The following is a 17,496-nucleotide window of genomic DNA, read 5'->3' on the forward strand; positions in this document are numbered from 1 at the left end:
TTTCGAGGCGACTCGTGCTGACCCGCTACGATCACGATCTTCGCGTCGAAGCGGGCTTCGCCAGTGAGAAAGGCCGGCGGCCAGACAATCAGGATTACGTGGGGATTTGTTTCGGCCCTAGCGGCGCCGGCGCATTGCAGGGAGTGGTCGCCGCCGTCGCTGACGGCGTCGGCGGCCACAAGGGCGGACGCGCGGCGGCTGAAACCGCGGTTCGCGCCTTTATGGAAGGTTATTATGCTCAGCCAGAAACGATCGGGGTCATTCGCGCCGCAGCCCGATCCCTCGAAGCCGCCAACGCCTGGATCGCCGCGCAGGGACGCGTCGATCCGACGCTTCAAGGGATGGCGACGACTTTCAGCGCCGCTATTCTCTCGCGCCGCGCCGCTTTTGTGGTTCACGTCGGCGATACGCGCGTTTATCGACTGAACGCAGGCGGTCTGGAGCTGCTGACGCAAGATCACATCGTCGGGGGCGGCGATTTCGCCACCCTGCGCCGTGCGATGGGATTCGAGGAGGCGCTGCTCTTCGATCAGGCGTCTATCAGTCTCGCCTTGCATGATCGCTTCCTGATTTGCTCCGACGGGGTCCATGGGTCGCTGCGCAATCGCGCTCTACGCGGGATGCTTGGGGAGCGGCGTTCGCCGCAAGAAACTGCGGAGACCATCGTCGAAGCAGCGCTCCGCGCCGGAAGCAGCGACAATGCGACCGCCCTTGTTCTGGACGTCGTCGATTTGCCTCCGGCGGATGAGCGCGCCTTATCGCGCGCTATCGAGGCTCTCCCTATTCGAGAGTGGCCTGCGGTCGGCGAAACATTGGACGGGTTCCGCTTGGAATCGGTTCTTTCCGAGGGACGTTACAGCCTGTTGATGCGGGCGACAGACCTGCAAACTGGCAGGTCTCTGGCGCTGAAATTTCCTCACGCCCGCGTTGCCGAGGACGAAACCTACAGGCTCGCCTTCGTCAATGAGGCGTGGGTGGCTGCGCGGGTGAGGAGCCCCTTTATCGGCGAAATCGTCGAACTGCCGCCGGGGCGGCAGACCCGCCTTTATTCGGCGATGCCGTTCTACGAAGGCGAGACGCTAGAGCAGCGCCTGCGGCGGAAGCCGAGCGTCGGGCTGGCGGAGGGCCAATTGATTGCGACGCGCCTTTCCCGGGCCGTCGCGACGTTGCATCGCTCTGGCGTCATCCATCGCGATGTGAAGCCAGATAACGTGATACTCCTGCGGGAAGGCGGGCTGAAGCTCGTCGACCTCGGCGTGTGCCGCGCCCCGCGCCTGGATGATTTCACGAGCCAGGAGATTCCCGGCACGCCGAGCTACATGGCGCCAGAGCTGTTTCAAGGCGCGGTGGGCGACGAAAGCTCCGATCTCTATGCGACCGGCGTCACGATCTACCGCATGTTCACTGGCGCCTATCCCTATGGCGAAGTCGAACCCTTTAGTAAGCCGCGTTTCGGGCGGCCGCAGCCGCTTTGCGCAAAAAGGCCCGATCTTCCCGCTTGGCTCGATTTAGCGGTTCGAAAAGCTATTGCAGTCGATCCGCGCGACCGCTTCGGCGACGTCCTGGAGTTCGGTTTCGAGATCGAGAATGGCGCGGCGCGGAGCGGGCCTGCGCCGTTGCGCAAACAATCCCTTTACGAGCGCAATCCTCTCGCGTTCTGGCAAGGACTCTGTCTGCTGCTGGCTTGTCTGCTGATCGCGTCGCTGGCGCTACGATGAGCGCAAATGGCGTTGTGTCAGGGACTGTCGACGCTGATATCACAACATGGCCATCGGCGGCGGGGTCTGGCGCGCGCCTTTGTCAGCAATTGCGCCGAGCGCTTACCGGAGCCGGAGAGACTTAGAGCGGTTCCGTTCTGCGAGCCCAACTCCCCTGCCCTGCTGGGACACCCCGTCTCTGGCGCTCGGGGCCCCGGCAAGGGCTCTGTCGACGTGCTTTCTCCCCTTCCGGCTTGAGCGGTTTTCCCATCGGAGCGCCCGCCTTGCGCATACGTAGAATGCTCGACCGATTTTGTCACTTTGGCCAGAAATGTCTTGTGAGACAATATTGTCTAAGCGGCGGCTCGAAATGATCCGACGACGTCTTCGGTCCTGGGTTGGCCGCGGCCAACTCCGTCATCTAGTTCCCGAAATTCGGCGTTAACGTCTCGTTTACCTAAAATTCGTTGCGCACAGGCGCCGAATCGTGGTCCTGATACGGGCCAAGGCGAATTTGCGCTTTCAAATCGTATCGCAGGAAAAAATCGTGGGTGCGCAGATAAACGAGGCGACGGCAACTTCCGATGCGCGGATCTCCGCGCATGCGCGCCTTTTGTCCGAACAGCTTCAGGCCCTTGGCACACGACTTTTTCCCCCCGACAGTCACAAGTCGCTCCGATCCTTCTCATCGGGGGAAGCTGCGAAACTTTTGCACGTGTCAGACGGATATCTTCGACAGCTCTCCCTCGACGGGATCGGCCCCGCGCCTGAAATAAGCGCTTCGGGACGGCGCTCTTACACGCTCGCACAGATTAACGAGCTGCGCACGCATATAGCCAGGGTCAAACCGCGCGATGCGCTGTCCGTGTTGCCGCATCGCCGGCCGGGCGAGAAAATGCAGACCATCGCCTGCGTCAATTTCAAGGGCGGGTCGGCAAAAACGACGACGTGTCTGTATCTTGCGCAATATTTGGCGATGTCGGGCTTCCGGGTGCTTGCCGTCGATCTCGATCCTCAGGCCTCCCTGTCCGCCCTGCTCGGATTGCAGCCGGAATTCGACCTTGCCGAAGGGGACACGCTTTATGGCGCCATCCGATATGACGGGGCCCGACGTTCGGTCAGAGATTGCGTTCGCAAGACCTATTTCGACGGACTGGACCTCATTCCCGGCAATCTCGAGCTCATGGAGTTCGAGCACGAAACGCCGCGCGCCTTGGCCCTTGGGACGCGGCTGCCCGGCGGCATGTTCTTCGAGCGCGTCGGGAATGCTCTCGCTGAAGTCGAAGCCGACTACGATATCGTTGTCGTCGATTGCCCGCCCCAGCTCGGCTATCTGACGCTCGGCGCGCTTTGTGCGGCGACAGCGCTTCTGATTACGGTTCATCCGCAAATGGTCGACGTCGCGTCCATGTCGCAGTTTTTGCTGATGGCGTCCGATTTGATGGCGGTGGTTCGAAAAGCGGCCGGCGATCTCCGTCACGACTTTATTCGCTACGTCATCACGCGACACGAGCCGCATGACGGGCCGCAGTCGCAGGTCGTAGCGCTGCTTCGGAGCCTTTTCGGCGAGGAGGTTCTCGCCGCCTCGGCGTGGAAATCGACGGCCATTGCGGATGCGGGGCTTACCAAGCAATCGCTATACGAGCTCGAGCGCGGATCGATCGGGCGTGCGACTTACGACCGCGCCATCGAGTCTCTGGAAGCGGTCAATAGCGAAATTCTCGGGCTCATTCTCAAAACCTGGGGGCGGATTCCATGAGCCGACGGAACATTTTGACCTCGCTCCTTGAGGACAAGTTGGCCGCGGCCAACTCATCCGACCGCCCTGCCCCGCAAAGCAACGACAGGGTCCTTGCGGGGCCGGTGCGAACGATGAGCTTGACGCTTGATCGGATGGCGGAAGAATCCCGGACGCTCCAGGAGGCGCTCGCCACCGGCTCGGCGGTGGTCGAATTGGACCCCCAATCCGTCGACGTTTCTTTTGTCAAAGACAGATTTTCCGGTCTCGACGATCCCGAGTTTCAGACGCTCAAGGAATCGCTTCGGGCCCACGGTCAGGAAGTCCCTATTCTCGTGAGGCCCCATCCAACGCGCAGCGGCGGATATCAGGCGGCCTATGGGCATAGGCGATTGAAGGCCGCGCAAGACCTCGGGATCAAGATCAAAGCCGTCGTGCGCAATCTCGATGACCGGCAGCTCGTTATTGCGCAAGGCATCGAGAATTCCGCGCGGCGCGATCTCTCTTTTATCGAGCGCGCCGTTTTTGCTCGATCCCTCGAGGACAGCGGGCACGACCGCAGCGTGATTATGGCGGCGCTCTCCACCGACAAAACCGAGCTTTCGAAGCTGATCACAGCCGCGCGGGCCCTGCCCGATGCAGTCGTTCGAGCGATCGGACCGGCGCCGAAAGCCGGACGGCGACGATGGCTCCAACTAGCCGAGCTTTTGCGCGGGCGAAAAACGCTCGCGCGTGTCGAGGCGGTTCTCTCCGACGCAAATTTGCCGGCGGACTCCGACGCCCGATTTCTGAAGGCGTTCGCGGCGGCGATGGAAAAGGCGTCCAAGACGACGCGCGACGAGATATGGAAACGCCCCGATGGCGCGCCTCTGGCGCGCATCAGTCGCGATCCCAAGGCGACCATATTGCGCTTCGACGAGAAAATAGAGCCCGATTTCGGGGCTTACGTCGCCAGGCGCCTGAGCGATCTCTATGAGGAATTCCGCACAAGTCGTGAGTAGCGGATCGTTGCGTAGGAATATCAGGAAAGAAAAGGAACCAGCAAAAGAAAAAGGCCCCCGAAACGTCACCGCCCGGAAGCCCTTCTCATAGCGTAGCACCTAGAGAATCCCACTTCCGCGAATCGCTGTCAAGTGTCGGCGCCGTTTCGGCGAGCTGATTTCTTTTGCCTGAACGAGGCAAAAGAGCATGCGCACATATTCAACGACGCCCTTTGGGCGGCGATCGTTGTCGCTTGCCATGGTGGCGGCGCAAGCGGCGACACGGGATTTTGTCGCCCAACCCGACGCATCGGAGACGGCTGTCCATAAATGGCGGCTGTTTCGCTCCCTCACAGAAGCTAAGAGCCCGCTCGGCGTCACTGATCGCGCGCTGTCGGTGCTTCATGCCCTGCTGAGCTTCCACCAGGAAACCGCGCTGACTCTGTCCAAGGGCGGGACGAAGGCCGCTGCGAAGGAGGGGATTGATCCCCTCGCGCCTGGCGTCGTCGTTTTCCCATCTAACAAAGAACTTTCGATCCGCGCCCACGGCATGGCGCCGGCGACTCTGCGGCGGCATCTTGCCTCGCTCGTAGAGGCCGGCCTGATCATCCGGCGCGACTCGCCGAACGGTAAACGGTTCGCGAGACGCGGGGAAGGCGGCGCGATAGAGGAGTCTTTTGGTTTCGACCTGACGCCGTTGATTGCACGCGCCAACGAAATCGAAAATCTCGCCGACGAGGTGCGCGCGGAGAACCGCGCCATGGCCCTGTTGCGCGAAAAAATCACGCTCACTCGGCGCGACATCGTCAAGATGATCGAGACCGGCATTGCGGAGGGCGTTCCCGGCGATTGGGACGCCCGCCACGGCGATTATCGAGCGCTTTCCGGCCGCTTGGCGCGCAAGATGACGCGGGCAGGGTTGGAGGCTTTGGCTACGGAACTGGCGGAGCTTGCGGGGGAAATCACCAACGATCTGGAAACCCATGTGAAACGCCAAAAAACAAGCGGCAATGAGTCTCAGACTGAGCGTCACATACAGAATCAAACCACAAACATTTCTGATCTTGAACCTCGCCTTCGAGAAGGCAGGGTCGAACCGCTCGGGCCAATCGTCGAAGACACGGAAGGCGATAGGGCAGGAGATTTGGGAGGAAAGCTACCCGATCCTAAACTCGAAGCCCGTGCCGCCGTCGCGCCGCGCGCTTACCCGCTCGGAATGGTGCTGCAAGCCTGCCCGGACATCGTCGATTACGCCAAGGGCGGTGAGATTTCTTGTTGGCGCGACTTGGTGGACGCGTCCGCCATCGTGCGGTCGGCCTTAGGCGTTTCGCCAGACGCCTGGTCGCAGGCGCTCGATGTTTTGGGCGAGCATGACGCTGCGATCGTTATCGCCGCGATCCTTCAGCGGGGCGATGAAATCAAATCTGCAGGCGGCTATTTGCGGGTTTTGACGGCCAAGGCGCGGGCAGGGGAATTCTCCCTCGGGCCAGTGCTGATGGCGCTGCTGCGCGGAAAGGCTGGGAAAACAGCGCGGGAGCGAAAAAGGGCAGGGTGACATTCCGAGGCCACTTGGCGCTTTGACGATTGCCCGAGCGGTCGAGGTTGCGCTCGGCATCCGAGGACCAGCGGACCATTATCGCAGCGTTGGAGAATGTGTTTGAAACTTGCGCTCGTGAGCGCGTCGCCGGTTGTCCGGCCGGAAGCGTGCATGGTGCTGGCGGCGAGAACCTTTCGGCGAAGGAAGGCCTGCGGCTTGCTCAATCTTGGAGCGAGTGCGTATCGCGCGCCGTTGCTGGCTTCACGATGGCTACGGCCCATGTGACGCCAGCGATTTAAGCCTCGAATGAGTGAGGCGCTCGCCAGAGGATTCACAACCCCGAGGCTTTGGTGAGATTGACCTTGAAGCGGTCGCGCTTGCGTTGGTAGCGGCGGGTCATTTCCGGGGAGGCGTGGCCGAGGTGTTTTTGCACATGGGCTTCCTCGATCCGCGCCGAGCTTGCGAGGCCGGCGCGCAAGGAATGGCCGGAAAAAGCCAGGCGGCGCTCGCCCTCAGGGAGATCGCCGCGCAGGCCAGCGGCGAGGGCGGTTTTCTGCACGAGCCGCGCGACATGTTTATCGGTCAGGCGCTCCGGCGAGACGCCGCCATTTTTGCGGGCGACGGGACGAAACACCGGCCCGTGACTGATCCGCCCGAGCCTCAGCCAGGTCTCCAGCATGGCGACGGGGCAGGTGAGGGGAGAGGAGCCACGGCCGATTTCGACCTCGCGCCAGCCGGTCTTGCCGTTGATGGTGAGCAGCAGGCCGCCCTCGCCGGACGCGTCTGAAGCGCGCGTCTCTGGCGATTCCCCGGCGCTGCTGTTCGCGGGACGAAAAACCTCGATCCAGCCGGTCCCGTCTTCGGTCTGGCCGGGGCCGCAATCGAGCCCGACGATTTCCGAGCGGCGCAGGCCGCCGGCGAAGCCGATGGCGAGAATGGCCTTGTCGCGCAGTCCGCGTAGATCGTTGTCGAGGACGGCGAGCATGGCGAGCAGCTCGTCGGCGAAGATCGCTTGCTTTTGGACCGGCGGGCGGCCGTGGGTCCGGCGAATGCCGGCGAGCACTGTCGCAATATGCCGATCCGAGGCGTCGAGCGGCGCGCCGAGCTGGCGATAGCGCCAGCAGATGCCGGACAGCCGGCGCTCGAGCGACGCGACGCTCAGCGGATTGCGGCCGGGGGCCGCTTCCATGCAGGCGGCGAGATAGAGCCCGACGGTTTGCGGGGCCGGGGGCAGGGGGGCGAGCCCCTGGCGTCGCAGCCAGGAGGCGAACGACCGCCAATCGGCGTCATAGGCGCGCTGGGTGTTCTCCGCCCGGGCGGCGCGGGCGTAATCGCGGGCTTTTTCCGAAAGCGCGGCGAGATGCGGCGAGGGGGCCCGCTCGGCGAGCGGCGCGCCGCCGTGGTCGCCGGCGTCCTGATTGTCGTCGATGTCGGCCATGTCGTCCTCGTTTTAGCGCCCTTTTGGGGCGCTGGGCGTCTTTTCGGGCGGAAAAATCCGACGCCGGGGCGGGCTTTGGGAGGCCGAAAAGCGGGCTTACCGCCCAGAAATCCGCGCCTCTCGATTCGTGTCCGATAAGCGCACATTATCGGACCTAGATAGGAGAAGACAATAGCGGCGCTTTTTATTTGAATTCGCTTGCGTAAGCGCCGCAGTTGGATAGACTCACGACGATCCGAATCTTTTATGCCCTCATGATCGCCCTCGCGCCGCTCGCTCACCGTCCCCGCCAAAAAAACGCCGCCGATGCAGACGACGCGGGGCGCGACGCTTTGCCGGCAAACGCCTTTCCGAAATGGGCGCGCGCTTCCCTCCCCACGCTCGACAGCATGTCCGACGTCGAGGCCGCCGTCCTCGCCGGCGCCAGTCTCGCCGCGCTCCACGCCGTCGTCACGAGCGGGCAGCGGGAGGCGCCGCCGTTCCTGGGCGTCTTGCGCGCGCGCCAGGCCCTCGCCGCGGCGGCGCATTGCGCGCCGGCGGCGCGTCTGCGCGAGGATGACGCCGCTTTGCGCGACGCGCTGCTGCTCGCGGCCCCGGACGCGGCGCTTAGCCCCGCCGGCCGCCTGCACGCGCTGTTTCGCCTGTTCGGGGCCCCGCGGTTCGGGGGAGATCATGGCGACGTCGAGTGCGCCGGGGAGCTGCTGGGCCTGAATGGCGACATGGCAGAGTATGCCGAGATCGTTTGCGCCCATGTCGCCGGCGCTGGCGAGCCGCTCGGGCGATCGGTCGCCGCGGCGCAGGCGATCGCGCGCCGGGCAGGCGCGAACGGCGCGCGGGCCGAAGCCGCAGAGCTGCTCGCGCTCTGGGGGGCAGACCTCGTGCTGGCGAAACGTCTCGGCTGGGAGCGCCCGCTCGCCTTGCTCGCCCTGCGGGTCGGTGGGATGCGCGATGCGACGGGGCGGCGCCTGCGTCCGGGCGACGCGGCGTGGCCGAGCGCGGCGCTGCGCGCCTATGCGCTGGCCGCCGCGGATGCGCATTTGGCCGCCGTCGATCTCCAGCGCCGCGCGTCGATGCTGGTCGCCGTCCTGCCGAAACTGCGCGCCAAGCCCGCCGGCCGCGTCGTCGCGCTGCTGCTCGCCGACGACGGCGTCACCCCCGCCGCCGCGGCCCGGGCGACCGGCATGTCCGATCGCGCCGCGCGGCGGCTTTTCGACCGGCTCGTTGAACTGGGCGGCGCGCGCGAGCTGACCGGGCGCGAAACTTTCAGGATCTACGGACTGTGATGAGCAAACCACGATGCACCCGCGCCAATCGGCGCTCGTACGGAGCGCTTCGCGCGTCGCGTCCGGCGGGCGGGCGCCCATGAGCCGCCGCCGCAGCCCGCCCACGGAACTCGACCAGGAGCTCGCAGAATTCCCCGAGGCGTTACGCTGGCGCGAATGGATGGGCCGCGTCGAGGCGGCGATCTTCGCCGCCCCGGCGCCCGTCCCGCGCGAGACGCTGGCGCAGCTCGTCGGCGCCGCCTGCCGGCTCGACGATCTTCTCGCCGACATCGACGCCGAACTGCGCGCGCGCCCTTACGAGATCGTCCGCGTCGCCGGCGGCTGGCAGTTCCGCACGCGGCCGCGCCACGCCGCCGCGTTGCGCGCGATCGAGGGCTCCAAAGACGCCGGGGCGCCGGAATTCACCAAGCTCGAGATGATCGCGCTCTCGGCCATCGCCTATCTGCAGCCGGTCACGAGGGCGGAGCTTTCCCGCTTTGCCGGGCGCGAGATCAGCCGCGACGTCATCGGCCGGCTGAAGAGCTGCGGCGTCATCGACGCCGGCCCGCGCGCCCCGGCGCCCGGTGCGCCGATCGCCTGGGTGACGACCAAGCGCTTCCTCGAAATCTTCGCGCTCGACAGCCTGCGTGATCTGCCGGACCTCGAAGCGCTGGAACGGGGCGGGCTAATCCGGTCGGAGTCAGATGAGGGCGTCGACGCGGCGCTCGACGACGCGTTGGGGGTGGATGGAGGGGCTGACGAGGACGAAGAGCCGGAGACGCCAGAATTCGATGAATCCGACGTCGGGGCTTGAGAAAGCGCCTCCCGCTCTTTGATGGCGTTATCACTCCGACGCCAGCTTCGAGGGTGGAGTATCGGACCGCCAACCGCAGCCTCAGGCTACCGCCTTTGGACCCGTCCTTTCGAGGTCACGGCAACTAGATGGATAGCGCAGATTCCGTCGGCTGAAATGCCTCGGAATGCCGCCCTTTTAAATCGTCTTCCTAACAGCGCCCCAACTTCGCGGCCACGTTCGAGGGCATATTCCGGCTCCTGCGAGCGCTTCATGAAGCGCCGCTCCCTAAGGCCAGTGTAAGCCGAAAAATCTCGCAACAGGCCCTCGGATTCTGCGATGCCCCCTTGACGGTCGAGCTCGTGCCTGTTTCCACTGGCGGCATGGCTTCGTTTTGGGCGCATCACGGCCGGCTGAGGAGCGCGCTCGCCGCGGGCGCCGCGGCTTGGCTGCTGCTCCTGCAGCTCTTCCTTACCGTTGTGGTGGAGGCGCATGCTTCGCGCTTCGGCTCGGCGGATGTCGCCGTCGCGGCAGCGGGACAGGATTGCATCGCGCCTTCCGGCGATCGCGCCCCGCGGGACCATGCCGACGGCCATGGCCATTGCGTCTTGTGCCGGATTTGCCCGCAGCATGACGCGGCCGACGCCGATCCGGTTGCGTTTCTTCATTATGTGATCGCCTTCCTCTATCCGCGCTCCTCCGGCGAGCCGGTTTTCTTCCGCAACCGCCTGCCGCCGCCGGAGGGGACCGGCGGGTCGCGCGTCTTTTCGTCCCGTGCGCCACCGCCGACCGCCTTGAGCTCTCGACTCTATTGATCTCTTTGCTGGTCTCGATATCCGCCTCGAGCAGATGTCGATGACCGCTGCAGGCGGCGGTGTATGTCGGAAAAGAAATCCCATCTTATTCACGAGTTGTTCGTGCGTAACAGACGCGCGCTAACGGCCTATCTGGTGCGTCGCGTCGGCTCCGAGGCCGCTCACGACTTGTTGCAGGAGACTTTCGTGCGTGCGCTGCGCCACGATCGGTTCGACGACGTCGCGGATCCGCCGGCCTTTCTGCAGAGGATCGCGGCAAATCTGACTCGCGACTACGGGCGCCGCCGCAGGACGGAAGCAAAATATCTGAGCTTCGACCGAATCCTCGGCGAGCCGCCGAGCTGGGACGCGCCCCAGGACGAGATCGTCGATCGTGACCGGCGGGCGCAGCGTCTCGCCTCGGCGATTGAGGCCCTGCCGCCACGCTGCCGCGAGGTCTTCGAACTCTGCGCCTTCGAGGATATGCCGCTCCCGGAGATTGCGAGGCGGCTGGGCGTCACGGAGCGCATGGTGCGGCAACATATGAGGATAGCCATGCAGCGTTGCTGGGCGGCGATCAGATGACAGATTTATGGTTCGACCTTCCTTTTTTCGCGTCCGCGCGTCGTATCGGGCGATGGGCGGAGATTGTCCGAGAGCAGGGGACGACGTCGGCATGATGAAGAGAATGGACGACGACGCCCCCGATCGTGACGACGGCCATGACGCTGCGATCGAATGGTGGTTGCAGGAAAAGGCCGGCGACATAGACGGCGAGCGCCGTATTGCCTTTGAGGCTTGGCTCGCAGCCGATCCCGCCCATGCTCAGGCCTATGCGGACATTACTGAAATGTTCTCGGAGGCGCAGGGGCTGCGGCGCGCCCGCCGCCGTCAGGCACACGGCGTGCGACGGACCTGGTGGGCTGCGGCCAGCGTTGCACTCGCGGCTTCTCTCGCTTTTTTCGGTTGGCTCGCCGAATTCGCGAACCGTCATCCGGCTGATTATTCGACCGGCGTCGGGGAACGCAGGACGGTGACGCTCACCGATGGCTCGCGTGTCGAGCTCGATTCCGATTCGGCGATCGCCGTGCGCGTCGAGACGGGATTGCGGCGCGTGACGCTGCTCTCGGGAGAGGCCTGGTTCGAGGTCGCGCCCATCGCCTCGCGTCCCTTTGTCGTGGAGGCGGCGGGCGGCACGGTCACGGCGCTCGGCACCGCCTTCGACGTTGCGCTCCAGAAAAATGGCGCGCGCGTCGCTGTGAGCGAACATGCGGTGGCGGTCGCGAGCGGCGGCGAGCGGCTGATCGTCGAGATGAGACAGGAGACCTCATACGAAGCGAATACGCCGGCGCGGACGCCCGTGAGCGTCGCCGCCGAGAATGTCGCAGCTTGGCGGCGCAGCGCGCTCGTCGTCGAGGACCGTTCGCTCGGTGAGGCGCTCGCGATGCTCGGCCGCTATCGCCATGGATATGTGTTTTGCCTGCGCGCCTCGACCTGCGCGCGGCGGGTGAGCGGCGTCTTCTCGACCGCCGAGCCGCTCACGACGTTGCGCGAGATCGAATTTTTCCTCGGCCTGCGCGCCATACATTTCACCGATTACCTGATTTTCCTAACCGAGTGACGCACCGGGCCAAGAGCTGCCCGAATCTTTTTTATCAACCCACATTCCGAAATCGTCATGAGAGCGTCGAGTTGGTCACGGGCGGAGACGGCCGGGGCACATTCGGTGGAAAGCGGCGATGACGAAAAAAGGTCTGTGTTACGAGGGTGCGGCGTTGGGTTCGACAATTGCGGCAATGACATTCGGCGCCTTCGCGTTGGGAGGAACACCTGCGGAGGCGTCCCTCTCGCCGCAAGAGCGCAGCGGCGTCGTGATGGTCTACGACATTCCCGCAGGATCGGTGGCGACGGCTTTGAACGCCTTCGCCGTGAAAAACGGGCTGCATCTGCTCTACGATGCGCGCGTGACACGGATGCTCCGCACGACGGGGCTTTCTGGATCTTTCTCGATGCGCGAAGGGCTCGACAGGCTGCTCGAGGGAACCGGTCTGTCCTATCGCTTCGGGGGGCCGGACGAAAAGGCGGTGTCGATCATTCTCGCGCAGAACGATAGGGGCGCGCGCAGCGACGCGGGGTTCCAGGCGCTCCCGCCGATTGACGTGGGCGCGACGAAGCGGACCGACGTCGAGGCGACAAATCCGGACGACAAGAAGGCATATAGCGCCGACCGCGGCGCTATCACCGAAGGAACGGGGACCTACACGACGCCGCTCGTGACGGTCGCCGGCAAGGTGCCGCTGCCCAGAAAGGAGATACCGCAGTCTGTCTCGGTGATGACGAGGGGACAGATGAATGACATGCAGCTCACCACCGTGCAGGACGCGATGTTCTGGGTGCCCGGAGTCTCGACCATTGCTAACGACGTCACGCAAGGATGGCCGGCCTCACGCGGCTACACCCTCGGCGTCGCTTATGACGGCGTCCCGACCTACGATGGTCTTGCCGGCTATCAGCAACTGGATCTCGCTGTCTACGATCGCATCGAAGTGTTGAAAGGTCCGGCTGGTCTGCTATCTGGAGCGGGAAATCCGGGCGGCATCGTCAATATTGTGAGAAAACGGCCGCAGGACGAATTCAAGCTCCGAACGGAATTCACCGCCGGTTCGTGGGACAATTATCGCGGGTTGATCGATGTGACCGGTCCGATAAACGAAGAGCGGACCTTTCGCTATCGTGCGCTGGTGCTCCACCAGGACAAGCACTTCTTCTTCACGCCGTCGCAACCTGAAGACAAATGGCTGGGCTATGGCTCGCTCGAATATGACATCACCCCCAATACACTGCTGAACGTCGCCTACACACGCCAGCGCACCAGTGACCCCGCCTATAGCGGGCAACCAGTCGCTGCGCTTTCTTATTTCGGCGGGACGAGCCCCTATTTCCTGAATGTGCCCAGATCCTGGAATCCCTATCCGGATTGGACTCAAGCCAAATGGGACACGGAGGACAAAAATATCCGCTTGGAGCATCGGTTCGGTGAAGACTGGGTCGCAAAGGTGAATTTTAATCGACGCGACATAGGCTACGAGTTCGCGGACGCCTATCCGAACAGCGGCGTCAATCCTTCCAATTGGACGGCGCAATATGCGCGCCGCCATTACATGTATTATTATCATCGTACGGGTCTCGACTCCTATCTGTCCGGCACGCTGCCTTGGGCGATGATCAAGAACACGTTGACGATCGGCTATAACTATGATCGGTTCACCTATGAATATAAGGGCGCCCCGCGCGTCTATGTGAACAACATCCCAGTCCTTTGGCCGAATGCAATCGGTCCGAATCTCAATCCCTTTACGACGGGCGGCCAGAATCAAACTTTGCAGCATGGAGCCTATAGCCAACTTCGCTTGACGCCAATCGATCCACTGACTTTCGTCTTCGGTGGTCGATTGACGAATTTCTTTGCCAAGAACCGCAATGTTTTCCCAAGCGCGTCTGCCAATTGGTCATATGGCGCGAAATCCAACCACCGCTTCTCTCCCTATCTCGCCGGCATTTTCCGGGTGACCGATGAAATCAATATCTATGGCAGCTACTCGGATATTTTCATTCCGCAGACGAACCAGAAAGCTGACGGAATCACGCTCGATCCGCAGGTCGGCGGGCAGTTCGAAGCCGGCGTCAAAGGCGAGTTCCTGAACAAGAAGCTCAACGCCTCGGCCGCGTGGTTCGAGATCAACGACCGGAATCGTCCTTATGCAGATCCCGCCAACCCGGGCTACTATCTTCAAGCCGGCAAGGCGGAATCCACTGGCGTCGAAGTAGAATTCTCCGGGAAGCCTCTTGCGGATATCGAACTGCCAATCATCCAAAGTCCGTTGCCAGGGCTCGACGTCGTCGGTGGCTACACCTATCTGCAAACGAAGCTCATCGTAGACAAAAACAGTCCGGGGCGGCCGATCAGTTCGTGGTATCCGACCCATATGTTCAAGATCTGGGGCAAATATGATTTCGAGGGGGAGTGGAAAGGGCTGACGATCGGCGCAGGCGTCGTAGCGGAGAGCGGCCTGTCCGGCGCGATCAATACATTGAACGAGGCCCGACATGGGCCGGCGTTTGCCGTCATCAATGCAATGACGTCGTACAAGATCAACGACCATCTGACGCTGCAGTTCAATCTCAACAACATAACCGACCAGAAATATTACATGCGCGTCGGCGGCGCCAACACTTACAACACGCCGGGCGATCCTCGGAACTTCATGGTGACGTTGCGCGGCGAATTGTGAACGCTCGAACAGGCGGTTTCCATTGCGCCCAATGGTCTTGATGCTTTGTATTTTTATGGAGATTTTCTCGCCGAGCGATCGGCCAAAACGGCGCGCCGAAGAATGTCACGATCGACAAGAGCGGCGCCACACGCTCCAATCGAGAGCTACAATGCAGAGAACGAGTCGGGCATCGAGATCCAGCGGAGGAAAATATCTCAACAACATCGTCGAACAGGACCACCGAGCAATCAAGCGGGTTGTGTGGCGGGTGCTGGGGTTCAAATCCTTTCGCTCGGCCGCAGCAACGCTCGCCGGCGTCGAGCTCATGCACATGATCCGAAAAGGGCAGTTGCAAACGACGGGCAAATTGCGCCCAGCAAAGGCAGTTCTACGCTCTCGGGCGTAAGCCGCGAGAAGCGCCCGGCTCGGTAATCCAAGGCTCGACGACAAGCGTTTCGCCACGTGCGCGGCCGACGACGCCGAAGCCTCCGGCGGCGGCAAGAAACCAATGTCGATCGATGAGGCCGCCGCCCGCCGTGAACTCCGGCTTGTCGCGCTTCTTCATGAACCCGTCCGCATCAGACGGCTGCGCCCAACGAGGCGCGAACCTAGCTCATTTATCTACGCGGTAAGTAGGAAATAGACAAGGAAAAAGGACGGCAGCGGCGCTGCGCGAGGACAAAGCAAGATTCACAAAGGCAAGCATCCGCTCCGTATCCGGAGACGCGCTCTAGCGTTGGATCGCAGCAGTTGCATCGCCGCGGTTTGAGCTTGACGTTATATTTATACCATAATAGTAGTCTTATAGACTGCTGGAAGGGAATAAAAGAATGCGATCGAACCTGCTCTGCGCATTTGCCGTTTATGTCCTCGCGACCGCGCCGGCGCTCGCTCAATCGGCCACGTCGGGACCGGCACAGGGCGCAGCCGCACCTTCGCAAAGTCCGCCGCCGCCCCCCGCGCGCGGTCCTTCGCTCGAGCTCGCGATCGAGGCGGCGCAAGCGGCGATCGACGCCGGAAAGGCTGCCGATCAAAAAGTGGCGGTGAGCGTCATCGATTCCTCCGGAGTGCTGAAGGCGGTCCTCGTTTCTGACGGCGTCGGACCCCGCGCGGTGCACAACAGCAACTTCAAGGCGCAGGCGGCGCTCGCCTTCAAGAAGACCTCCGGCGAGCTGGCCGAGCAGGTCAAGAACAACAAAACGCTCGCCGATCAGATCGCCGCGAACCCGAACTATCTCGCGCGCGCGGGCGCTGTTCTCATCAAGGTCAATGACGAGGTTATCGGCGCGATCGGCGTTGGCGGCGCGCGTGGCGCCGACAAGGATGAACAATATGCGCTCGCGGGTCTGCAACGCGTGCAGCCGCGGCTGAAATAGGCTGCGCGCCTTCCCGTGGGCGATGAAATCGCCGACAGGGTTTCTCGTCGTCAGCTCGGCCGATCATCAGCTCGGCCGAGCAGTGACCCATCACGAACACCTTGCCTCCCTCAATACTTCTTTTTGCACTTTGGTTCCTGAAGGTTGAACTTGGCTTACACGCCGAGATGGCGTCGCGGAAAGCAATAAAAGCGGCATACAAAAATCGTCCAAGGCCAGGGAGGCAGCCATGTCGCAGGATCTCACACAACTGACCGCCTATGAGCTGATCGAGGCGTATCGCACAAAAACGCTTTCCCCAGTGGAGGCGACTATGGCGACGCTGAAGCGCATCGGAGAACTCCAGCCACATTTCAACGCCTATCGCGCCGTCGGCGCCGATGCTGCGCTCGCGCAAGCAAAGGTCTCGGAAGCGCGCTGGGCGCGCGGCGCGCCGAAAGGTTTGCTCGACGGCGTGCCGGTGGGCTTCAAAGACCTGCTCAACGTGCAAGGTTTCCCGACGCGCAAGGGCAGCCTTGCGACTCCCGACATCATCCAGCAGGCCGACTCCCCGCCGGCGGCGCGTCTACGAGAAGCGGGCGCGGTCATTCTCGGGAAAACCCAGACCGCTGAATTCGGCCTCAAGGGCCTCACCGAAACGAAGCTCGGCGGCGTGACGCCGAACGCCTGGGACCGCCAATATGTGAGCGGCGGCAGCAGCGGCGGCGCGGCGGTCGCAGCGGCATTGGGGCTCGGGCCGTTGCAAGTCGGCACTGACGGCGGCGGCTCGATCCGTAATCCGGCAGCCGTCAATGGCGTATTCGGCTTCAAGCCGACATTCGGCCGCGTCGCGGGCTATCCGCACAATGGCTCGTTGTTCCATATCGGCCCCCTCACGCGGACGGTGACGGACGCCGCACTGCTCCTCAATGTCATTGCGCAGCCGGACGTGCGCGACTGGCAAAGCCTGCCGAGCGACATTTGCGATTGGAGAGAGAATCTCGACAGCGGCGTGAAAGGTCTGCGCATCGCCTACAGCCGGACGCTCGGCTATGTGAAAGTCGATCCCGGCCTCGCCGCCGTCGTCGATCGCGCGGTCGCGCGCCTATCGGAGCTCGGCGCCATCGTGGAAGAGACCGATCCCGGTTTCAGAGATCCGTCGCCGATCATCGACGCCATCAATTCCGAGCGCGCGATCAGGCTGCGCAGCGAGATCGGCGTGGCGGGGCTGGATTTGATCGATCCGGGCATCCGCGCGCGCGTTGAAAAGCTCGAACGTTATACGCTTGCGGAAGTCGTCGAGGCGAATGAGCGCCGCACCGATCTCGCGATCCTCATGCGACGTTTCCACGAGAAATACGATCTTTTGGTCACGCCCGTGCAGTCGCAGCCCGTCCCGCGCCTCGGGACGCCGCCGCAGACGCCTTTCGCTTTCCCCTTCAACATCACGCAGCAGCCCGGCGCATCGATTCCCGCGGGCTTCGACAATAACGGGCTGCCGGTCGGCCTCCATGTCGTCGGCCCGCAATATGGCGACCTCACAGTGCTTCGCCTAGCGCGCGCCTTCGAGAAGCTACAGCCATTTCCGACGCCGCATCTCGATTCGTTGAGCAAGCTGTAATCGCCGT

The 17,496-nt window shown here is 63.1% G+C and carries 14 protein-coding genes and 1 pseudogene; 13 read left to right on the forward strand and 2 right to left on the reverse strand.

The window, feature by feature from the left end; all coding sequences use genetic code 11:
- The first annotated feature begins 14 nt into the window (after positions 1-14).
- The 4 genes from QMG84_RS18160 (at position 15) to repC (ending at position 5,970) form a co-directional block, all read left to right on the forward strand.
- Positions 15-1,718, forward strand: coding sequence for a bifunctional protein-serine/threonine kinase/phosphatase (locus QMG84_RS18160; protein WP_350356524.1), 1,704 nt, complete (start codon positions 15-17; stop codon positions 1,716-1,718).
- Positions 1,719-2,256: 538 nt separating this feature from the next.
- Complete coding sequence (gene repA, locus QMG84_RS18165) at positions 2,257-3,456, forward strand: plasmid partitioning protein RepA (protein WP_434085998.1); 1,200 nt, start codon at positions 2,257-2,259, stop codon at positions 3,454-3,456.
- Complete coding sequence (repB, locus tag QMG84_RS18170) at positions 3,453-4,436, forward strand: plasmid partitioning protein RepB (protein ID WP_281932385.1); 984 nt, start codon at positions 3,453-3,455, stop codon at positions 4,434-4,436. Before repA ends, repB begins: the two co-directional genes overlap by 4 nt.
- A 187-nt stretch (positions 4,437-4,623) precedes the next feature.
- Complete coding sequence (repC, locus tag QMG84_RS18175) at positions 4,624-5,970, forward strand: plasmid replication protein RepC (protein WP_281932387.1); 1,347 nt, start codon at positions 4,624-4,626, stop codon at positions 5,968-5,970.
- A gap of 313 nt (positions 5,971-6,283) precedes the next feature.
- Here repC and QMG84_RS18180 read toward each other — a convergent pair whose 3' ends face one another.
- A complete protein-coding gene (locus QMG84_RS18180) occupies positions 6,284-7,390 on the reverse strand; it encodes a site-specific integrase (protein WP_281932389.1) in 1,107 nt (368 codons plus the stop codon).
- Positions 7,391-7,605: 215 nt separating this feature from the next.
- Here QMG84_RS18180 and QMG84_RS18185 point away from each other — a divergent pair, with 215 nt between their 5' ends.
- The 7 genes and pseudogenes from QMG84_RS18185 to QMG84_RS18215 all read left to right on the forward strand — a co-directional run.
- Positions 7,606-8,673 (forward strand): DUF1403 family protein, encoded by a 1,068-nt coding sequence (locus QMG84_RS18185; RefSeq protein ID WP_281932391.1) that lies wholly within the window; start codon positions 7,606-7,608, stop codon positions 8,671-8,673.
- 79 nt (positions 8,674-8,752) lie between these two features.
- Positions 8,753-9,466 carry an SMC-Scp complex subunit ScpB gene (gene scpB, locus QMG84_RS18190; protein WP_281932392.1) on the forward strand — a complete coding sequence of 238 codons (714 nt, stop codon included), beginning with the start codon at positions 8,753-8,755 and terminating at the stop codon, positions 9,464-9,466.
- Positions 9,467-9,792: 326 nt separating this feature from the next.
- Positions 9,793-10,260, forward strand: coding sequence for a hypothetical protein (locus tag QMG84_RS18195; RefSeq protein WP_281932393.1), 468 nt, complete (start codon positions 9,793-9,795; stop codon positions 10,258-10,260).
- A 63-nt stretch (positions 10,261-10,323) separates the two neighbouring features.
- Positions 10,324-10,824 (forward strand): RNA polymerase sigma factor, encoded by a 501-nt coding sequence (locus tag QMG84_RS18200; RefSeq protein WP_202073314.1) that lies wholly within the window; start codon positions 10,324-10,326, stop codon positions 10,822-10,824.
- Positions 10,825-10,915: 91 nt separating this feature from the next.
- Positions 10,916-11,860 carry a FecR family protein gene (locus tag QMG84_RS18205; protein WP_281932394.1) on the forward strand — a complete coding sequence of 315 codons (945 nt, stop codon included), beginning with the start codon at positions 10,916-10,918 and terminating at the stop codon, positions 11,858-11,860.
- Positions 11,861-11,978: 118 nt separating this feature from the next.
- Complete coding sequence (locus QMG84_RS18210; protein WP_281932395.1) at positions 11,979-14,531, forward strand: TonB-dependent siderophore receptor; 2,553 nt, start codon at positions 11,979-11,981, stop codon at positions 14,529-14,531.
- 190 nt (positions 14,532-14,721) lie between these two features.
- A pseudogene (locus QMG84_RS18215) lies at positions 14,722-14,919 on the forward strand (DDE-type integrase/transposase/recombinase); the annotation flags it as partial.
- Here the strand turns inward: QMG84_RS18215 and QMG84_RS18220 are convergent.
- Positions 14,902-15,078, reverse strand: coding sequence for a hypothetical protein (locus QMG84_RS18220; RefSeq protein ID WP_281932396.1), 177 nt, complete (start codon positions 15,076-15,078; stop codon positions 14,902-14,904). The pseudogene QMG84_RS18215 and the gene QMG84_RS18220 overlap by 18 nt on opposite strands.
- A 265-nt stretch (positions 15,079-15,343) precedes the next feature.
- Between QMG84_RS18220 and QMG84_RS18225 the strand changes: the two genes are divergently transcribed.
- Together QMG84_RS18225 and QMG84_RS18230 are read left to right on the forward strand one after the other, a co-directional pair.
- Complete coding sequence (locus QMG84_RS18225) at positions 15,344-15,889, forward strand: GlcG/HbpS family heme-binding protein (protein ID WP_281932398.1); 546 nt, start codon at positions 15,344-15,346, stop codon at positions 15,887-15,889.
- Between the two features lie 229 nt (positions 15,890-16,118).
- Positions 16,119-17,489, forward strand: a complete 1,371-nt coding sequence (locus QMG84_RS18230; RefSeq protein ID WP_281932399.1) for an amidase — start codon at positions 16,119-16,121, stop codon at positions 17,487-17,489.
- The last annotated feature ends 7 nt before the right edge of the window (positions 17,490-17,496 follow it).

Origin of the sequence: Methylocystis iwaonis (assembly GCF_027925385.1) — a bacterium.
Taxonomy (GTDB): domain Bacteria; phylum Pseudomonadota; class Alphaproteobacteria; order Rhizobiales; family Beijerinckiaceae; genus Methylocystis; species Methylocystis iwaonis.

Bases quoted from the DNA above. Each gene is read 5' to 3' on its own strand.
- QMG84_RS18225 (WP_281932398.1), top strand. From the start codon at position 15,344: ATGCGATCGAACCTGCTCTGCGCATTTGCCGTTTATGTCCTCGCGACC.
- repB (WP_281932385.1), top strand. From the start codon at position 3,453: ATGAGCCGACGGAACATTTTGACCTCGCTCCTTGAGGACAAGTTGGCC.
- scpB (WP_281932392.1), top strand. From the start codon at position 8,753: ATGAGCCGCCGCCGCAGCCCGCCCACGGAACTCGACCAGGAGCTCGCA.
- QMG84_RS18200 (WP_202073314.1), top strand. From the start codon at position 10,324: ATGTCGGAAAAGAAATCCCATCTTATTCACGAGTTGTTCGTGCGTAAC.
- QMG84_RS18220 (WP_281932396.1), bottom strand. From the start codon at position 15,078: ATGAAGAAGCGCGACAAGCCGGAGTTCACGGCGGGCGGCGGCCTCATC.
- QMG84_RS18230 (WP_281932399.1), top strand. From the start codon at position 16,119: ATGTCGCAGGATCTCACACAACTGACCGCCTATGAGCTGATCGAGGCG.
- QMG84_RS18210 (WP_281932395.1), top strand. From the start codon at position 11,979: ATGACGAAAAAAGGTCTGTGTTACGAGGGTGCGGCGTTGGGTTCGACA.
- QMG84_RS18180 (WP_281932389.1), bottom strand. From the start codon at position 7,390: ATGGCCGACATCGACGACAATCAGGACGCCGGCGACCACGGCGGCGCG.
- repC (WP_281932387.1), top strand. From the start codon at position 4,624: ATGCGCACATATTCAACGACGCCCTTTGGGCGGCGATCGTTGTCGCTT.
- QMG84_RS18205 (WP_281932394.1), top strand. From the start codon at position 10,916: ATGATGAAGAGAATGGACGACGACGCCCCCGATCGTGACGACGGCCAT.